Source organism: Mesorhizobium sp. M1423, assembly GCF_040317575.1.
Taxonomy (GTDB): domain Bacteria; phylum Pseudomonadota; class Alphaproteobacteria; order Rhizobiales; family Rhizobiaceae; genus Mesorhizobium.
Window position 1 is genome coordinate 133385 of record NZ_JAMYKU010000005.1, and the last position, 14904, is coordinate 148288.

The 14904-nt window shown below is 63.7% G+C and carries 13 protein-coding genes; 12 read left to right on the forward strand and 1 reads right to left on the reverse strand.

What is annotated here, in order from left to right:
- Nucleotides 1-89 precede the first annotated feature (89 nt).
- Genes NKG95_RS08730 through NKG95_RS08765 form a run of 8 tightly spaced genes read left to right on the forward strand, consistent with a single transcriptional unit; the run spans nt 90 to nt 9046 of the window.
- Nucleotides 90-1196 (forward strand): NAD-dependent epimerase/dehydratase family protein, encoded by a 1107-nt coding sequence (locus NKG95_RS08730; protein WP_352816992.1) that lies wholly within the window; start codon nt 90-92, stop codon nt 1194-1196.
- The gene (locus NKG95_RS08735) at nt 1193-2272 is read left to right on the forward strand and encodes an NAD-dependent epimerase/dehydratase family protein (RefSeq protein ID WP_352638951.1); all 1080 of its coding nucleotides are present in this window, start codon (nt 1193-1195) and stop codon (nt 2270-2272) included. Before NKG95_RS08730 ends, NKG95_RS08735 begins: the two co-directional genes overlap by 4 nt.
- Nucleotides 2269-3561 carry a TIGR04295 family B12-binding domain-containing radical SAM protein gene (locus NKG95_RS08740; RefSeq protein WP_352638950.1) on the forward strand — a complete coding sequence of 431 codons (1293 nt, stop codon included), beginning with the start codon at nt 2269-2271 and terminating at the stop codon, nt 3559-3561. Before NKG95_RS08735 ends, NKG95_RS08740 begins: the two co-directional genes overlap by 4 nt.
- Nucleotides 3546-4646, forward strand: coding sequence for a glycosyltransferase family 4 protein (locus tag NKG95_RS08745; RefSeq protein WP_352715876.1), 1101 nt, complete (start codon nt 3546-3548; stop codon nt 4644-4646). The genes NKG95_RS08740 and NKG95_RS08745 overlap by 16 nt, the downstream gene beginning before the upstream one ends.
- A 2-nt stretch (nt 4647-4648) precedes the next feature.
- The gene (locus tag NKG95_RS08750; RefSeq protein ID WP_023716626.1) at nt 4649-5779 is read left to right on the forward strand and encodes a CgeB family protein; all 1131 of its coding nucleotides are present in this window, start codon (nt 4649-4651) and stop codon (nt 5777-5779) included.
- On the forward strand, nt 5776-6870 hold the full coding sequence (locus NKG95_RS08755) for a CgeB family protein (protein WP_353040452.1): 1095 nt from the start codon (nt 5776-5778) through the stop codon (nt 6868-6870). Before NKG95_RS08750 ends, NKG95_RS08755 begins: the two co-directional genes overlap by 4 nt.
- A complete protein-coding gene (locus NKG95_RS08760; protein WP_353040453.1) occupies nt 6867-7976 on the forward strand; it encodes a CgeB family protein in 1110 nt (369 codons plus the stop codon). The genes NKG95_RS08755 and NKG95_RS08760 overlap by 4 nt, the downstream gene beginning before the upstream one ends.
- A gap of 23 nt (nt 7977-7999) precedes the next feature.
- Nucleotides 8000-9046, forward strand: coding sequence for a UDP-glucuronic acid decarboxylase family protein (locus tag NKG95_RS08765; protein WP_353040454.1), 1047 nt, complete (start codon nt 8000-8002; stop codon nt 9044-9046).
- Nucleotides 9047-9297: 251 nt separating this feature from the next.
- Here the strand turns inward: NKG95_RS08765 and NKG95_RS08770 are convergent, their stop codons facing one another.
- On the reverse strand, nt 9298-11130 hold the full coding sequence (locus NKG95_RS08770) for a hypothetical protein (RefSeq protein WP_353040455.1): 1833 nt from the start codon (nt 11128-11130) through the stop codon (nt 9298-9300).
- A 159-nt stretch (nt 11131-11289) separates the two neighbouring features.
- Between NKG95_RS08770 and NKG95_RS08775 the strand changes: the two genes are divergently transcribed.
- The 4 genes from NKG95_RS08775 to NKG95_RS08790 are packed head-to-tail and all read left to right on the forward strand — an operon-like array spanning nt 11290 to nt 14904.
- Entirely contained in the window at nt 11290-12393 is a 1104-nt protein-coding gene (locus NKG95_RS08775; RefSeq protein WP_353040456.1) for an inositol-3-phosphate synthase, read from the forward strand.
- Nucleotides 12390-12986: a histidine phosphatase family protein gene (locus NKG95_RS08780; RefSeq protein WP_353040457.1), complete on the forward strand. Its 597-nt coding sequence runs from the start codon at nt 12390-12392 to the stop codon at nt 12984-12986. The genes NKG95_RS08775 and NKG95_RS08780 overlap by 4 nt, the downstream gene beginning before the upstream one ends.
- Nucleotides 12987-13000: 14 nt before the next feature.
- Nucleotides 13001-14104, forward strand: a complete 1104-nt coding sequence (locus NKG95_RS08785; RefSeq protein ID WP_353040458.1) for a CgeB family protein — start codon at nt 13001-13003, stop codon at nt 14102-14104.
- Nucleotides 14104-14904, forward strand: a complete 801-nt coding sequence (locus tag NKG95_RS08790) for a nucleotidyltransferase family protein (RefSeq protein ID WP_353040459.1) — start codon at nt 14104-14106, stop codon at nt 14902-14904. Before NKG95_RS08785 ends, NKG95_RS08790 begins: the two co-directional genes overlap by 1 nt.

Sequence of the window (14904 nt, forward strand, 5' to 3'; positions counted from 1 at the left end):
GGCGAGCCTCCTGAACTTTGTTGAAGCAAGGGAACAAACCTTTCGCCCGGAAGTTTGGGGCGGCAAAGCCATTCGTATGAGGAGTTGTCGTGAAACGTATACTGGTCACGGGAGGCTGCGGTTTCATCGGCCGCCACGTCGCCCAGGAACTCGTTGAACATGGCTATGGGGTTTCAATTCTCGATGCGCTGCTGGATCAGGTGCACGGCGGCGAGGCAATCAGCCTGCCGGCAGGCGCCAAGCTGATCAAAGGCGACGTTCGCGATCGCGACGCTATCATAGAGGCGGTCGAGGGTGTCGACGCGATCATTCACCTGGCGGCTGAAGTGGGCGTCGGCCAGTCCATGTACGAGATCGCCCGCTATGTCGGCGCCAACGACCTCGGCACCGCCACGTTGCTGGAAGCGCTGATCAAACGGCCGATCGAACGGATTGTGGTCGCTTCTTCGATGAGCGTCTATGGCGAGGGTCTCTATGCCACGCCAGACGGCCGGCGCATCGACAATGCAAGACGGCAGCCGGACGACATCCGCAGCGGCCAATGGAATCCCCTGTCGCCGGAAGGTGAAGTCCTGTCGCCGCTGCCGACCGACGAGCAGAAACCGGTCGATCTAGCCTCGATCTACGCACTGACAAAATACGCCCAGGAACGCGCCGTACTGATCTTCGGCGAAGCCTATAGCGTCGACGCGGTGGCGCTGCGCCTGTTCAATGTCTTCGGCGCCGGACAGGCGCTCTCGAACCCGTATACCGGCGTCCTGGCGAACTTCGCCTCCCGCATCGCCAATGGCCAGCGGCCGCTGATTTTCGAGGACGGCGAACAGCAGCGCGATTTCGTGCATGTGCGCGACGTTGCCCGCGCCTTCCGCCTGGCTCTGGAACAGCCCCAGGCGCGCGGCCACGTCATCAACATCGGCAGCGGTCGGGCCTACGCGGTCAGCGACGTCGCCCGGCTGCTCGCCGAAGCCATGGGCGTGCCTGGCCGCCAGCCGGAAATCCTCGGCAAGGCACGCTCCGGCGATATCCGCAACTGCTTTGCCGATATCTCGAAGGCGCGCGAACTGCTCGGCTTCCAGCCGCAGCACCGGCTGGAGCATTCGCTCGGCGATTTCGTCGCATGGGTGCGCAACACCGTCGCCATCGATCGCAGTGCCGAGATGAAGCGGGAACTCGAAGCGCGAGGGCTGGTATCATGAGACCGGAGTCACCCGATTTTCGCGAAGCGCCCATCGCCATTATCGGCGGCAGCGGCTTTATCGGCTCCAACCTCGCCGACAGCCTGTTGTCGGATGGCGAACCGGTGCTGGTCATCGACAACCTGAGCCGTCCCGGCGTCGAACAGAACCTGGAATGGCTGACGCAAAAGCACGGCAGCCGTCTGACCATCGAAATCGCCGATATCCGCGACGCAGAGGCGCTCGCGCCGCTGGTGGCGCGTTCGAAAGCGGTTTTCCACTTTGCCGCGCAGACCGCCGTCACCACGAGCCTGGTTCGGCCGGACGAGGATTTCGACGTCAACCTGCGCGGAACGTTCAACGTCCTGGAAGCCGCTCGCCGCAGCGGCAAACGCATCCCCGTCGTTTTCGCCAGCACCAACAAGGTCTATGGCCGCCTCGCCGACCTCGCCATGGGCGAAGAAGACGGCAGATACGCGCCTCGCGACGCGGCCATCCATGCGCACGGCATCGACGAGACGCGCGGCCTCGATTTCTGCACGCCCTATGGCTGCTCCAAGGGCGCGGCGGACCAGTATGTCCTCGACTACGCCAAGTCATACGACCTGCCGACGGCGGTGCTGCGCATGAGCTGCATCTATGGACCGCGCCAGTTCGGGACGGAGGATCAGGGCTGGGTCGCCCACTTCCTGCTTAGCGCCTTCTCCGACCGGCCGATCACCATCTATGGCGACGGCAAGCAGGTGCGCGACATCCTCCACGTTGCCGATGCGGTCGCGGCCTATCGCGCCGTGCTCGACCGGATCGAGGAAATCAGCGGCCAGGCATTCAATCTCGGCGGCGGACCACAAAACGCCGTCAGCCTGCGCATGCTGCTGAAGGAGATTCGCGACATAACGAAACGTGACGTTCCGATCCGTTACGACCGCGAACGCACCGGCGACCAACCGTTCTTCGTCGCCGACACACGCGCGATCGAGGCGGCGCTGGGATGGAAAGCGCACGTCCCGTGGCAAAACGGCATCCGCGACCTCGCCGACTGGCTGCAGCGTCATCGCCTCGACCCGCATCCCGAACCGGCGAGGTACGTGGCATGAGGGTCGCTCTGGTCAATCCGTCCTGGACGTACCAGGACAGCATCTATTTCGGCTGCCGCCAGCCGCATCTGCCGCTCGAACTCGGCTATTCGAAAGCGCTGCTCGAAGCTGCCGGCCACGAGGTGCTGATGCTGGACGGGCAGATCCAGAAGCTCGACAACGCCGCGCTCGCCGATCGCGCCGCCGCATTCGAGCCTGACATAACCGTCGTCAGCACCGCGCCGACCTACCTGTTCTGGCGCTGCGCACCGCCCGAGTTGCGCGTGCCGGCCGATTTCCTCAATCATCTTGCCGGGCGCGGCGGTCGCACCGTCGCAGTCGGGCCGCATGGCTCGGCGACGCCGACGCCGACTTTGCGCAAGCTTGGCGTCAACATTGTCGTGCGCGGCGAATGCGAGGAAGTGGTCGCGGAACTTGCCCGGCGCGACGACTGGACTGCGGTGCCGTCCACCGCCCATTTCGAGGATGGAGAACTGGTCTCGAACGGCGGCGTGCATGCGAGCTCGTTCATCGATCACCCGCCGCTCGAATGGCCATCGGACTGGATTGCCGCGCATTCGCACCACCATCACCGCTTCGACGACAACCAGGTCGGTTTTGGCGCGGAGGTCGAGGCGTCGCGCGGCTGCCCGTATAATTGCAGTTTCTGCGCCAAGATCGATTTCCGCGATGCCTATCGCCGCCGGAACCACGAAGCAGTGATCGCTGAGATCGACCGGCTGATCGCACAGGGTGTCGGCTACATCTACTTCATCGACGAGATCTTCCTGCCGCAAAAGGCATTGCTGGAGGCGCTGGTCGATCGCGATGTGAAGTTCGGCGTGCAGACCCGTATCGACCTCTGGAAGCCGGAATTGCTGAAGCTGCTCGGTGCCGCCGGCTGCGTCTCGATCGAGGCGGGCCTCGAAAGCCTGACTGTGGAAGGCCGCGCCATGCTGGCAAAACGCTGCCGTTTGGGCACCGAGGAGCTGGCCGCGCTGCTGGTCGACGCAAGGCGCCACGTGCCGTTCGTGCAGGCCAATCTGATCGGCGTGGTCGAGGACGATCCCGCGCTCGTCGATTATTGGCGAAAGCACCTGATCGACAACGGCGTTTGGGCCAACGAACCGGTGCCGCTCTATCCTTATCCGAGTTCGCCGAGCTACCGCGAACTTTGGGGCGAGCCCGACGACCTCGCCTGGGAGCGCGCGCATGAACATTACCTCGCATCCTTCCGAACGTTCAGCGACATCCAGGAGAAGCGGCCGCGTCCGCTGGCCGAATTGGAGGCCACATGTTGCGGACACTGAGCCCGCCGCGTCGCATACTGATGACCGTCGATGCCGTCGGTGGCGTCTGGCGCTATGCGCTCGATCTGGCCGGGCAACTGGTCGCCGGCGGCGACAGCGTCGTGCTTGCCGGGCTTGGTCCGGAACCGTCCAGGCAGCAGGCCGAGGAGGCCCAGTCTTTCGCGGCGCTGACATGGCTCAACACGCCGCCGGACTGGATGACCCGCAGCGAGCACGTTCTCGACACATTGCAGCAGGAGCTGCGCCCACTCATACGTGACTACGCTGTCGACGTCGTCCATCTCAACGCGCCGACGCAGGCGGCGGCGCTCGACGTGCCCTGCCCCATCGTTGCGGTATCGCATTCCTGCGTCGTGACATGGTTCCACGCCGTCAAGGGACAGGCGGCGGACGGCGAGTGGGCCTGGCAAAAGGACCGTAACCGGCGCGGTTTCGACAAAGCAGGCATGGTCGTTGCACCGAGCCGCAGCCATGCCGACATGCTCGAAACCTGCTACGGGCCGATCGCGCGGCTGAGCGTCGTCGGCAACGGCGCACGGCCGGGCGCGAAGGGCGAAAGGCGGGAATCGGTGGTTTTCGCCGCCGCGCGCTGGTGGGATGAAGGAAAGAACGCGGCGGTGCTTGACCAGGCCGCCCCCCTGACGCAATGGCCGGTCTTCGTCGCCGGTTCGCTGCAAGGGCCGGACGGCCAGCATGTTGGCTTCAGCCACGCCGTTCCCGTCGGGCCGGTACCACACGAGGAAGTGCGCTCGCTGATGGCGCGGGCCGGCATTTTCGTATCGCCGTCGCTCTACGAACCGTTCGGCCTGGCCACGCTGGAAGCCGCAATGTCGGCGACGCCTTTGGTGCTTGCCGATATCTCGACCTACCGCGAATTGTGGGACGGGGCGGCCATGTTCTACGACGCGCGCGATCCGGGCGATCTCGCCAGATGCATCAATGGTCTTTGCAGCGACACGCAGCGCCGGCGAGAACTCGGTGAGGCAGCCGCCCGCCGAAGCCGCAGATTTTCATTGGCAAGACAGGCGACCGCCATGCGCGGCGTCTACGACAAGGCGGCCCTGGCCACCATGGCGGATAGTTGATTATGCGGTTTTTATTCTACACCCATTCGATCGTTTCCGACTGGAACCACGGCAACGCACATTTCCTGCGCGGCATCATGCGCGAGCTGGTCGCGCGTGGGCACCAGGCGATTGCGCTGGAGCCCGCCGACGGCTGGAGCCGGTCGAACCTGCTGGCCGAGAAAGGGTCCTTCGCGATCGAGCGATTCCGGAAAGATTTTCCGGAGTTGATGACGGTCACCTATGACGCCGCCTTCGACCACGAAGCCTGGATCTCCGATGCCGATGTGGTGATCGTGCACGAGTGGACCGCGCCGGACCTTGTCGCGCGGCTGGGCAGGGCGAAAGCAATTGGCGGCCGTTTCACGCTGCTGTTTCACGACACGCACCATCGCGCCATCTCGGCCACGCAAGCGATTTCCGCCTTGCAGCTTGAACATTATGATGGCGTGCTCGCCTTCGGCGAGGCGCTGCGGGAGAGCTATCTTCGCGCCGGATGGGGCAGGCGGGTCTTCACCTGGCACGAGGCAGCCGATGACCATCTGTTCCAGCCCCATCCTGAAATCGACCGTAGCGCCGACCTGATCTGGATCGGCAATTGGGGCGACGACGAGCGCAGCACCGAAATCAGGGAGTTCCTGGTCGATCCGGTGCATGAACTTGGCCTGAGCGGCACTGTCCACGGCGTCCGCTATCCACGCGAGGCGCTCGCCGACCTCGCCGCCGCCGGCCTGCGGTACGAAGGCTGGATCGCCAATGCCGACGTGCCGAAGGCATTCGCGGCGAACCGCATCACGGTTCACATCCCGCGGCGTCCATATCGCGAAAGCCTGCCCGGCATCCCGACCATCCGCATGTTCGAGGCACTCGCCTGCGGCATCCCACTTGTTTCGGCACCGTGGTCCGATGTCGAACGTCTGTTCAGGCCCGGCACCGATTTCCTGTTTGCAAACACCGGCTTCGAGATGCGGCATCATCTTCGCACCGTGCTGCGTGACGCGGATCTCGCCGCATCTCTGGCGACATCGGGCCTCGAGACGATCCGCTCACGGCACACATGCCGGCACCGGGCGGATGAATTGTTCGGCGTGCTCGCCGAATGCGGGCGCCGCCAAGCCGCCGACACGATCCTTGCAACGGAGGCCGCCGAATGAAGATCGCATTTTACGGGTCGAGCCTGCTGTCGTCCTATTGGAACGGCGCGGCCACCTATTACCGCGGACTGCTCAAGGCCCTGTCCAGGCTGGGCTATGACATCACCTTCTACGAGCCGGACGTCTACGATCGCCAGAAGAATCGCGATATCGAGGCGCCGGACTGGTGTGCCGTCGTCGTCTACGAGGCCGCCCCGCATGCGCTCATGCAGGTGGCGGCGCGAGCGGCCGAGGCGGACATCGTCGTCAAGGCGAGTGGCGTCGGTTTCGAAGACGACGCGCTGTTGCGGGCGGTGCTCGATCACGCCCGTGCCGATGCGCTGACCGTATTTTGGGATGTCGATGCGCCGGCGACGCTTGGCCAGTTGCGCGACGAGCCGGATCATCCGCTGCATCGGGCGCTGCAGGAAATCGACCTGGTGCTGACCTATGGCGGCGGCGATCCCGTGGTCTGGGCCTATCGGGCCATGGGGGCCGCCGAATGCGTGCCGATCTACAATGCGCTCGATCCGGAAACGCATCATCCGGTCGGCAAGGATAGGCGCTTTGCCTGCGATCTCGCCTTTCTCGGCAATCGGCTGCCGGACCGCGAGGCACGCGTCGAGGCTTTCTTCCTCGATCCGGCCAGCCGCCTGGCCGATCAGCGCTTCCTGCTCGGCGGATCGGGCTGGGGCGACAAGCAGATGCCCGCCAATGTCCGATGGCTCGGCCATGTCGGCACGCGCGACCACAATGCATTGAACGTCACGGCCAAGGCGGTGCTGAACATCAGCCGCGACAGCATGGCGGCCAATGGCTTTTCACCTGCGACGCGCGTCTTCGAGGCGGCGGGTGCCGGCGCATGCCTCATCACCGACGACTGGCTCGGTGTAGACCTGTTCCTGAAACCCGGCGAGGAAATCCTGGTCGCACGCGATGGCGACGATGTCGCCGAGATCATGCAAAGCCTTAGCGCCGAACGGGCCAAGGCGATCGGGGCATCTGCGCTTCGGCGTGTGCTTGGCGAACATACCTATACGACACGGGCCGTTTTGGCCGACGCCATTTTCAGGCGCCATTTCGAGCGCCCGACCGTGGAGGCTGCGGAATGACGAAGCCACTCGACATCGTCTTTCTTGGCCTGTCGCTCTCCTCATCCTGGGGAAACGGCCACGCCACCACCTTTCGGGGGCTGCTTAAAGGTCTCCACGAGCTCGGCCACCGCATCACCTTCCTCGAACGCGACGTGCCGTGGTACGCAAGTCACCGGGATCTGCGCGATCCCGATTTCTGCGCCTTGCGCTACTATGAAACGACCGATGATCTTCGCCGCAATTTTGCGCGCTGCCTGCGCGAGTCCGATATCGTGGTCGTCGGCTCCTTCGTTCCGGAAGGCCCTGAAATCATTGAGGTCGTGGCGTCGCTGTGCACGGGTCAGTTCTGCTTTTACGACATCGACACGCCGGTTACGCTGGCGAAACTTTCAACCGATGATTGCGAGTACATTGCCAGGCGGCAGGTCCCGTATTTCGATGTCTATTTCTCGTTCACCGGCGGACCGACGCTTGCCCGTCTGACGGCTGAATTCGGCGCAAGGCGGGCCGAGCCGCTCTACTGCTGCGTCGACCCGGAACGGCATCACGGAACCGGTGATCCAATCCGCTGGGATCTCGGCTATCTCGGCACCTACAGCCCCGACCGCCAGGCGACGCTGGAGGCGCTGCTGTTCGAGCCGGCGCGTCGCATGCGGGAGCGCCGCTTCGTCGTGGCCGGCTCGCAATATCCGCGCGAAATTGCCTGGCCGGACAATGTCGATCGCATCGAACACCTGCCACCGGCAGATCACGCAGTCTTCTATAGCCGCCAACGCTACACGCTGAACGTCACGCGCAGTTCCATGATCGCGGCCGGGTGGTCGCCCAGCGTGCGCCTCTTCGAGGCAGCCGCCTGCGGCACCGCGATCATCAGCGACTGCTGGACCGGATTGGACAGCCTGTTTCCGGAGCGGACAATCCACACGGCGCGCAGGACCGAGGACGTGATCGGCATCCTGTCTGGGGAATCCTACGGTGCCCGGCTTGCCATGGCCAGGCAAGCGCGCGCGCTCGTCCTGGCAGCCCACACAAGCACCGCGAGAGCCCGCGAATTCGTTTCGCTGCTGGCGCGGGCCAAATCGCCACGTTCTGCTCTCGATCTGGATGTCGAGAGTGCAGCATGACCCGCAGACGGGAGAAAATAGAGATGCAGCTATCAAGAAACGCGGAACGGACCAGGACCGTGCTTGTCGCCGGCGGCGCAGGCTTCCTCGGTTCGCATCTTTGCGAGACATTGCTCCAGGCCGGCTGGCGCGTGATCTGCGTCGACAATTTCCTTACCGGCCGCATGGAGAACATTGCATCGATCGCCGATCGTGCGGATTTTCGGCTGATCAAGCAAGACATTTGCCGGCCCTTGGAGCTTGGCGAACCTGTGGACCGCATTTTCAACATGGCGTGCGCGGCCTCGCCACCACGCTATCAGGCCGACCCGGTCCACACGACGCGGACTTGCGTCATCGGGACGCTCAATCTGCTGGAGCTCGCCGCCCGCAACGGCGCCCGTTTCCTGCAGGCGTCCACCAGCGAAGTGTATGGCGATCCAGAACAGCATCCGCAAAAGGAGGACTATGTCGGCCACGTGAACTGCATCGGCCCCCGCGCCTGCTATGACGAAGGCAAGCGCACCGCCGAAACCCTGTGTTTCGACTATTTGAGAATGGGAAAAGCCGATATCCGTGTCGCGCGCATCTTCAACACTTATGGTCCCAGGATGGACCCTGCGGACGGACGGATTGTTTCCAATCTGATCGTGCAGGCACTCGAGAGACGGCCGCTGACGATATTCGGCGACGGGCTGCAGACCAGGTCGTTCTGCTATGTTTCCGATCTGGTCGACGGCTTGATCCGGTTGATGGAGGTCAATCCCAGCCCGCGCCAGCCGGTCAATCTGGGCAATCCGGGGGAGTTCACCATCCTGCAGTTGGCGGGCCTGGTGAGGCGCATGACCAGAACCGGATCGGCCTTGAAATTCCTGCCGCTGCCGCAAGACGATCCTCGTCGTCGGCAACCCGACATTTCCCGTGCAAAGAAGCTTCTCGGCTGGTCGCCAAAAGTGCCGCTCAGGCAAGGTTTGATGCATACAGTCAGCTATTTTACCGAGCTTGAGACGACGCAGACGGTCGACAGAACACGGCGAATTGCCACCAGCGTGCATTCTGCATCAGGCCGGCTGCAAAATCTGCCGGCCTGACGGCAGTATTTGCCACGTTCCCCTCGGAGATCACGGTCGTTTCGCGCCGATCGTCGGTCACTTTTTCTCGTCGCGGGAACAACCCGTCCAGCTTCCGGTTCGGCCAGGGTACCGGCACGGAGACGATTTGTGCATCCGAAGCGATCCGCCAAAGACATCGAGCAAATGGCCGCAAGAGAGACGGCTGCCTTCCTGCGGCGCGCCTCCATCACCTATCTGGAATGTTGCGTGAGCCTGATGCTGACGCATCTTCAGCGGGAGGAGGTAGCGGCCATCCTCGAAAAGGAAGCGGATATGCTTCGCCGCCTGGACTGATCCGGCTCGAAGGGCCGCAAGTACCCGTGGTTATCCAGGAACCGAAGCAACATCGCCGCGTAACGTCTTGCCGCGGCCGCCAGCCGGATCTGTTCCCGATCATCGCCAGATCGTGCAGCCATGCTCCACAAGCCAAGCTGGAAGGCGAGATAGCAGGGCTCGTAGTAGTGGGCCAGATTGGCATCGACGGGACGGGAGGCTCTCGCTTCCACAGCCTTGCAAAGCGCCACAGTCGCCGCGTCGGAGAGGCTGTACTCGACACGGGCGCCGGCAATGTCCCAGGTGATGTCCTGGCAGCCGACCAGATCGTGCGACCGGCAATGGTCGAGGGCGTCGGTTTTGACCAGCGTTCCACTGCGCGAAACGATGAACTCCCACGGATGAAGCCGCCCGTCGATCTCGACCCGCTGGATATTCTTGGGTGAAGCCTGGTTCGAGAACCAGTTCTGCAGCTCCGCCGCGCGGCGCTCGCCCAGCGCCTCACTTGTATTCCGCACGGCCATGTCGGCAAGCGCCTCCAGCGAGGCGCCCGGCTCGGAGGCGGGCAGATTGGCTGCGCGCCAGGCCAGATAGCGCGCGAGATGAGCGACCACTTTTTCTTTCGAAAGCCTTGCCCGGTCCAGCGTTGTACCGTCGATCCAGCGTTCGACGAGAAAGCCATGGCACAGCCCGGCGACTTCCGGGCCAAAGCCTGCATCATGCAGCCTCCCGGCAGTCCCGGCCTTGTGCATTCCGATTTCGCCGAGGCCGACGAACTTGACCGACCATTTTTCCCGGCCCGCAGAAGCGAGGAACTTTCGCCGCTCGAAGCCGCGGTGAACGGGTGGCCAATGATCCTGCGAGTGATAGTGCAAGCGACGCCACTCTCCGCCGGATGTTTCCGCCAGGCTGGCCGCTGTGCTGCCGATCGTCCGGGCTACCCAGTCCCGCAGCGCCGGGCGAGCGGATCCAGCTGGGAAAGTGCGTTCAAAGTTGGCGGTGTGTTTTTGGCAAACCCTCCATGCCTCCCGACTGTCCGCCGAAGCCTCGGGACCCGGGCCACCCGAATGGCTGGGGAACAGATGGATGCGCCTGGCATCGATGCCCAGCGCTTGCAGCCATGCGACGACGGCGTGGAACGAGCTGCCGGACAGACCCGGGCCCTCATCGACGATGGCAAAGCGGGCCGATGGCCTTGTCCTCCAGCCGCCGATCAGCTCCGGATCGGCGGCAAGCCGCCTGCGAAACGGATGGCCGGTCGGACGGACGCTGACGGGTGCTGGTGCGCTGATGGCTGCAGCCACCATCGCTGCAAGCCCCAGGCCGATGCTGCGGATGCCGATTGCGCATGTGTTCGCATCGAGACCCGACTGCCGCGCGGCGACGAAATAGCTCTCCGGATAAAGCGCGTAATGGGCGTAGCCCTCAGCCGTGCCGATTAGAATGTCGCCATCGCATTCGAGTTCGGCCAACATTCGCGGCACTTCAGCATCGACCGGGCCGTCGATCGTGAATCCGGCCTCCCACGATCTACCCACGTGCCGGGCCAAGCCGACCAGCAGATTTGCGCCCGCGCTCCGGTCTCGGGAATTCCGGTCCGTGCCGTTGGCTTCGAATTCAGCATCGGCAAGGCCCTTGACCAGTTCTGAGGCCGTGATGAACAGGCCGACCAGGGCTGCGTGGCGTTCGATCCCACTTGGCATGTCGGCAATGTGCTCGGCCGCTTTGCACGCTGAGCCGCGAACATGTTGCGCACTCTGCATTCGCTTGTGGTCGCCATAGACGATCATTGTCCCGTCCCGGTTGGCCTCACCCCTTGCTGCACAACTCGGCGGGCGCTACTTTGATCCACTATCGGTTGCACGATTTTTGCAGCCGGCAAGGAACAATCCGGGAGGAAGGCGGTTTGGCACGAAGAACTTACCTTCAACAGCATAGGCAGCGGTTTCGTGGGATCGAAGAAAGTTCGAATCGGTATAGTCGGCGTCGGCAACTGCGCTTCCTCCCTTGTTCAGGGCATCACCTATTACCGCGACGCAAGGAGCAATGAGCCCATACCCGGGCTGATGCACGCCGATCTTGGCGGCTACCATGTCAAGGACATTGAAGTGGTCTGCGCATTCGACGTCGCCAAGGGCAAGGTCGGACGCGATGTGGCAGACGCGATCTACAGCGCGCCGAACAATACTTTCCGCTTTGCCAATGTGGCGCCTACCGGTGCTCGCGTCGAACGCGGACCGACGCTGGACGGCATCGGCAAATATCTGCGCGACGAGATCGAGGAGGCCGACGAGCCGGTCGCCAACGTCGGCAAGATCCTCGCCGACAGCGGCGCCGAAATCCTGGTGTCCTATCTGCCAGTCGGCTCGGAGGAGGCAACGCGCTTTTATGCCGAGTGCGCGCTTGAGGCGGGCTGCGCCTTCGTCAACTGCATACCAGTCTTCATCGCCTCGCGGCCGGAGTGGCGCCGCCGCTTCGAGCAACACGGCCTGCCGCTGATCGGCGACGACATCAAGAGCCAGGTCGGTGCGACGATCGTACATCGTCTGCTTGCCAACCTGTTCCGCGAGCGCGGCGTGCGTATCGATCGCACCTACCAGCTCAATTTCGGCGGCAACACCGACTTCCTCAACATGCTGGAGCGCGAGCGGCTGGAATCGAAGAAGATCTCCAAGACGCAATCCGTCACCAGCCAGATCGACGTTCCCTTGGAGCCCGGCAACATTCACGTCGGGCCGAGCGACCACGTTCCGTGGCTGACCGACCGCAAGTGGGCCTATATCCGGGTCGAAGGCACGACCTTCGGCGGTGTGCCGCTGAATGCCGAGCTCAAGCTGGAAGTGTGGGATTCGCCCAACTCGGCCGGGGTCGTGATCGATGCGGTGCGTTGCGCCAAGCTGGCGCTCGACCGCGGCATTGCAGGCGCGCTGACCGGTCCTTGCAGCTATTTCATGAAATCGCCGCCCGAGCAGTTCACCGACGCGGAAGCCCGCCAGCGCACGCTCTCTTTCATCGCCGGTAAGGACGAGCCGATGCTCGATGCCGCGGAATGACCACGACGTTCCTTTTGGTCCGCCACGCCGCGCATGACAATGTCGGCTGTTATCTTGCCGGACGGATGGCGGGCGTTTGCCTCGGCGAAGCCGGCAGGGAACAGGCCTCGCATCTGGCTGACCGCATGGCATGCGAGGCGATAGCGGCAATCTTCTGCAGCCCGCGCGAACGCACGCAGGAAACGGCCAATCCAATTGCACTCGCCTGCAATGCCGGTGAAATCGCGATCCGTGAGGAACTCGATGAGATCGACTTCGGGACCTGGTCGGGAAAGACCTTCGAGGAACTGAACCAGGATGCCAACTGGCGGATGTGGAACGACCAGCGCCAGCAGGCGAGAACACCGAGCGGCGAGACCATGCTGGACGTCCAGCAACGCGTCGTCTCGCTGATCGAGCAGGTCCGCGGCACATACCAGAACCAGTGCGTTGCACTGGTCAGCCATGCCGACGTCATCAAGGCCGCCGTGTGCAAAGTGCTCGGCCTGTCGCTGGGAAACTGCTTTCGCTTCGATATCGACCCAGCGTCGATCACCACGGTTGTTTGGGGGGACTGGGGGTCGAAGCTGATCAGACTCAACGAAGCTGCCTGACGAGGAATTGCCGGATGCGCATGGTCATTTTCGGTCTTACCGTGACATCGTCGTGGGGCAACGGGCACGCCACGCTGTGGCGCGGATTGATCCGAGCGATGGCCGGGCTGGGCTGGTCCATCACCTTCTTCGAACGCAACACTCCCTATTATGCCGGGACGCGCGACCTCGACCAGTTGGATGGCGGCAGCATTGTCCTTTATCCGGACTGGCAGGACATCCAGAGCGTTGCCAAGCAGGCGGTGAATGAGGCCGATGTCGTCATCGTCACCTCCTATTGCCCCGATGCCGTGAGCGCGTCGCGCCTTGCCCACCAGGCCTGTCGCGGGCTGAAGGTCTTCTACGACCTAGACACGCCGGTGACGCTGGCGCGAATCGAACAAGGTGAGCCTCCGGCCTATTTCGGGCCGGAAGGGCTTCGCGATTTCGACCTCGTGCTGAGCTACACGGGGGGGACCGCGATCGATGCGCTGAAGACGATGCTGGGCGCGCGCCGCGTCATGCCGCTCTACGGCCATGTCGATCCAGAGCGACACCGGCCGGCCCCGCCCAAGCCGGAGTTTGCCGGCGACCTTTCCTATCTCGGGACGTATGCGGCAGACCGCCAGGCCGGGGTCGAAAGGCTGCTGGTCAGTCCGGCTGCGCGCCTGCCGGATCGCCGTTTCATCGTTGGCGGCGCACAATATCCGCAAGAATTCCCGTGGAGCGACAATATTTTCTTCGTCCGTCACCTGCCGCCCGCCGAACACCCCGCCTTCTTTTCATCATCACGGTTGACCCTGAACGTGACCCGCGAGGCGATGGCCGAAAGGGGCTGGTGTCCTTCCGGCCGGCTATTCGAAGCCGCCGCTTGCGGTGCTGCGATGGTGAGCGACACGTGGCCGGGACTGGAGGCCTTCTTTCGGCCCGGCGAAGAGATCGTCGTGGCCAACAGCACCGACGACGTGGTCGCCGCGCTCGACCTGCCCGACGCCGAGCTTGACGCGATCCGCCGCCGAGCGCGGGAGCGGGTACTGGACGAACACACCTCGGCGCGGCGGGCGAAGGAATTCGACCGCATCCTGTCCGATGCACTGCACGGCTCCACGCATGGCGAGCCGTTGAAGGAGGCAGTTTGATGTTGGGCATCGTGCCCGCAGCCGGACGGGGAAGCCGCATCCAGCCGCTCGGCTTTTCGAAGGAGCTTCTGCCGGTCGGCAGCCGCATCGACGGCAACACCGAGCGGCCTTGCGCGGTCAGCGAATACCTGGTGCGCCGCATGGTGCGCGCGGGGGCTGACAAGATCTGCTTCGTCATCGGCTCGGGTAAGTCGGATATCCTCGAATATTATTCTGCCGGCTATGCCGATGCGGCCGCTCTGTTTGTGGTGCAGCCCTCTCCCGTCGGCCTTTGCGACGCCATCTTCCGCGCCGCACCCCTCGTCGCAACCGACGAGACCGTTCTGGTCGGGCTGCCCGATACAATCTGGTTTCCCGAAGACGGCTTCCTGGCTCTCCCGGACGACGGCCTGTCCTTCCTGCTGTTTCCGGTGGACCAGCCGGAATTCTTCGATGCCGTCGTTGTCGACCAGGACGACCGGGTGAAGCAAATCCAGGTCAAGCAGCAGAATGCCCAATCGAACTGGATTTGGGGTGCGTTCAAGATGCCCGGCCACACCCTTCACCAGCTCGCCGCGCTGTGGCGGGAGCGGGACCGGTGCGACGAATATATCGGCACGCTGGTCAATGCCTATCTCGCCGCCGGGGGTGAAGCGCATGGCATTAAGGCTGGCACCGCCTATGTCGATGTCGGTACCTTCAACGGCTACCGCACCGCACTTCGCCTGCTTGAAAGCAGCGCCGGAACCAAGGGCGATCAAGCCGCCATGACGCTGCCTAGCCACCAGCACGTCCCTATCCTCGCAGGCGAAGGAGGCTAG

Coding starts and splice junctions, on each gene's coding strand:
- NKG95_RS08770 (WP_353040455.1), bottom strand. CDS start 11,130: ATGATCGTCTATGGCGACCACAAGCGAATGCAGAGTGCGCAACATGTT.
- NKG95_RS08740 (WP_352638950.1), top strand. CDS start 2,269: ATGAGGGTCGCTCTGGTCAATCCGTCCTGGACGTACCAGGACAGCATC.
- NKG95_RS08780 (WP_353040457.1), top strand. CDS start 12,390: ATGACCACGACGTTCCTTTTGGTCCGCCACGCCGCGCATGACAATGTC.
- NKG95_RS08735 (WP_352638951.1), top strand. CDS start 1,193: ATGAGACCGGAGTCACCCGATTTTCGCGAAGCGCCCATCGCCATTATC.
- NKG95_RS08790 (WP_353040459.1), top strand. CDS start 14,104: ATGTTGGGCATCGTGCCCGCAGCCGGACGGGGAAGCCGCATCCAGCCG.
- NKG95_RS08745 (WP_352715876.1), top strand. CDS start 3,546: ATGTTGCGGACACTGAGCCCGCCGCGTCGCATACTGATGACCGTCGAT.
- NKG95_RS08755 (WP_353040452.1), top strand. CDS start 5,776: ATGAAGATCGCATTTTACGGGTCGAGCCTGCTGTCGTCCTATTGGAAC.
- NKG95_RS08785 (WP_353040458.1), top strand. CDS start 13,001: ATGCGCATGGTCATTTTCGGTCTTACCGTGACATCGTCGTGGGGCAAC.
- NKG95_RS08765 (WP_353040454.1), top strand. CDS start 8,000: ATGCAGCTATCAAGAAACGCGGAACGGACCAGGACCGTGCTTGTCGCC.
- NKG95_RS08750 (WP_023716626.1), top strand. CDS start 4,649: ATGCGGTTTTTATTCTACACCCATTCGATCGTTTCCGACTGGAACCAC.
- NKG95_RS08760 (WP_353040453.1), top strand. CDS start 6,867: ATGACGAAGCCACTCGACATCGTCTTTCTTGGCCTGTCGCTCTCCTCA.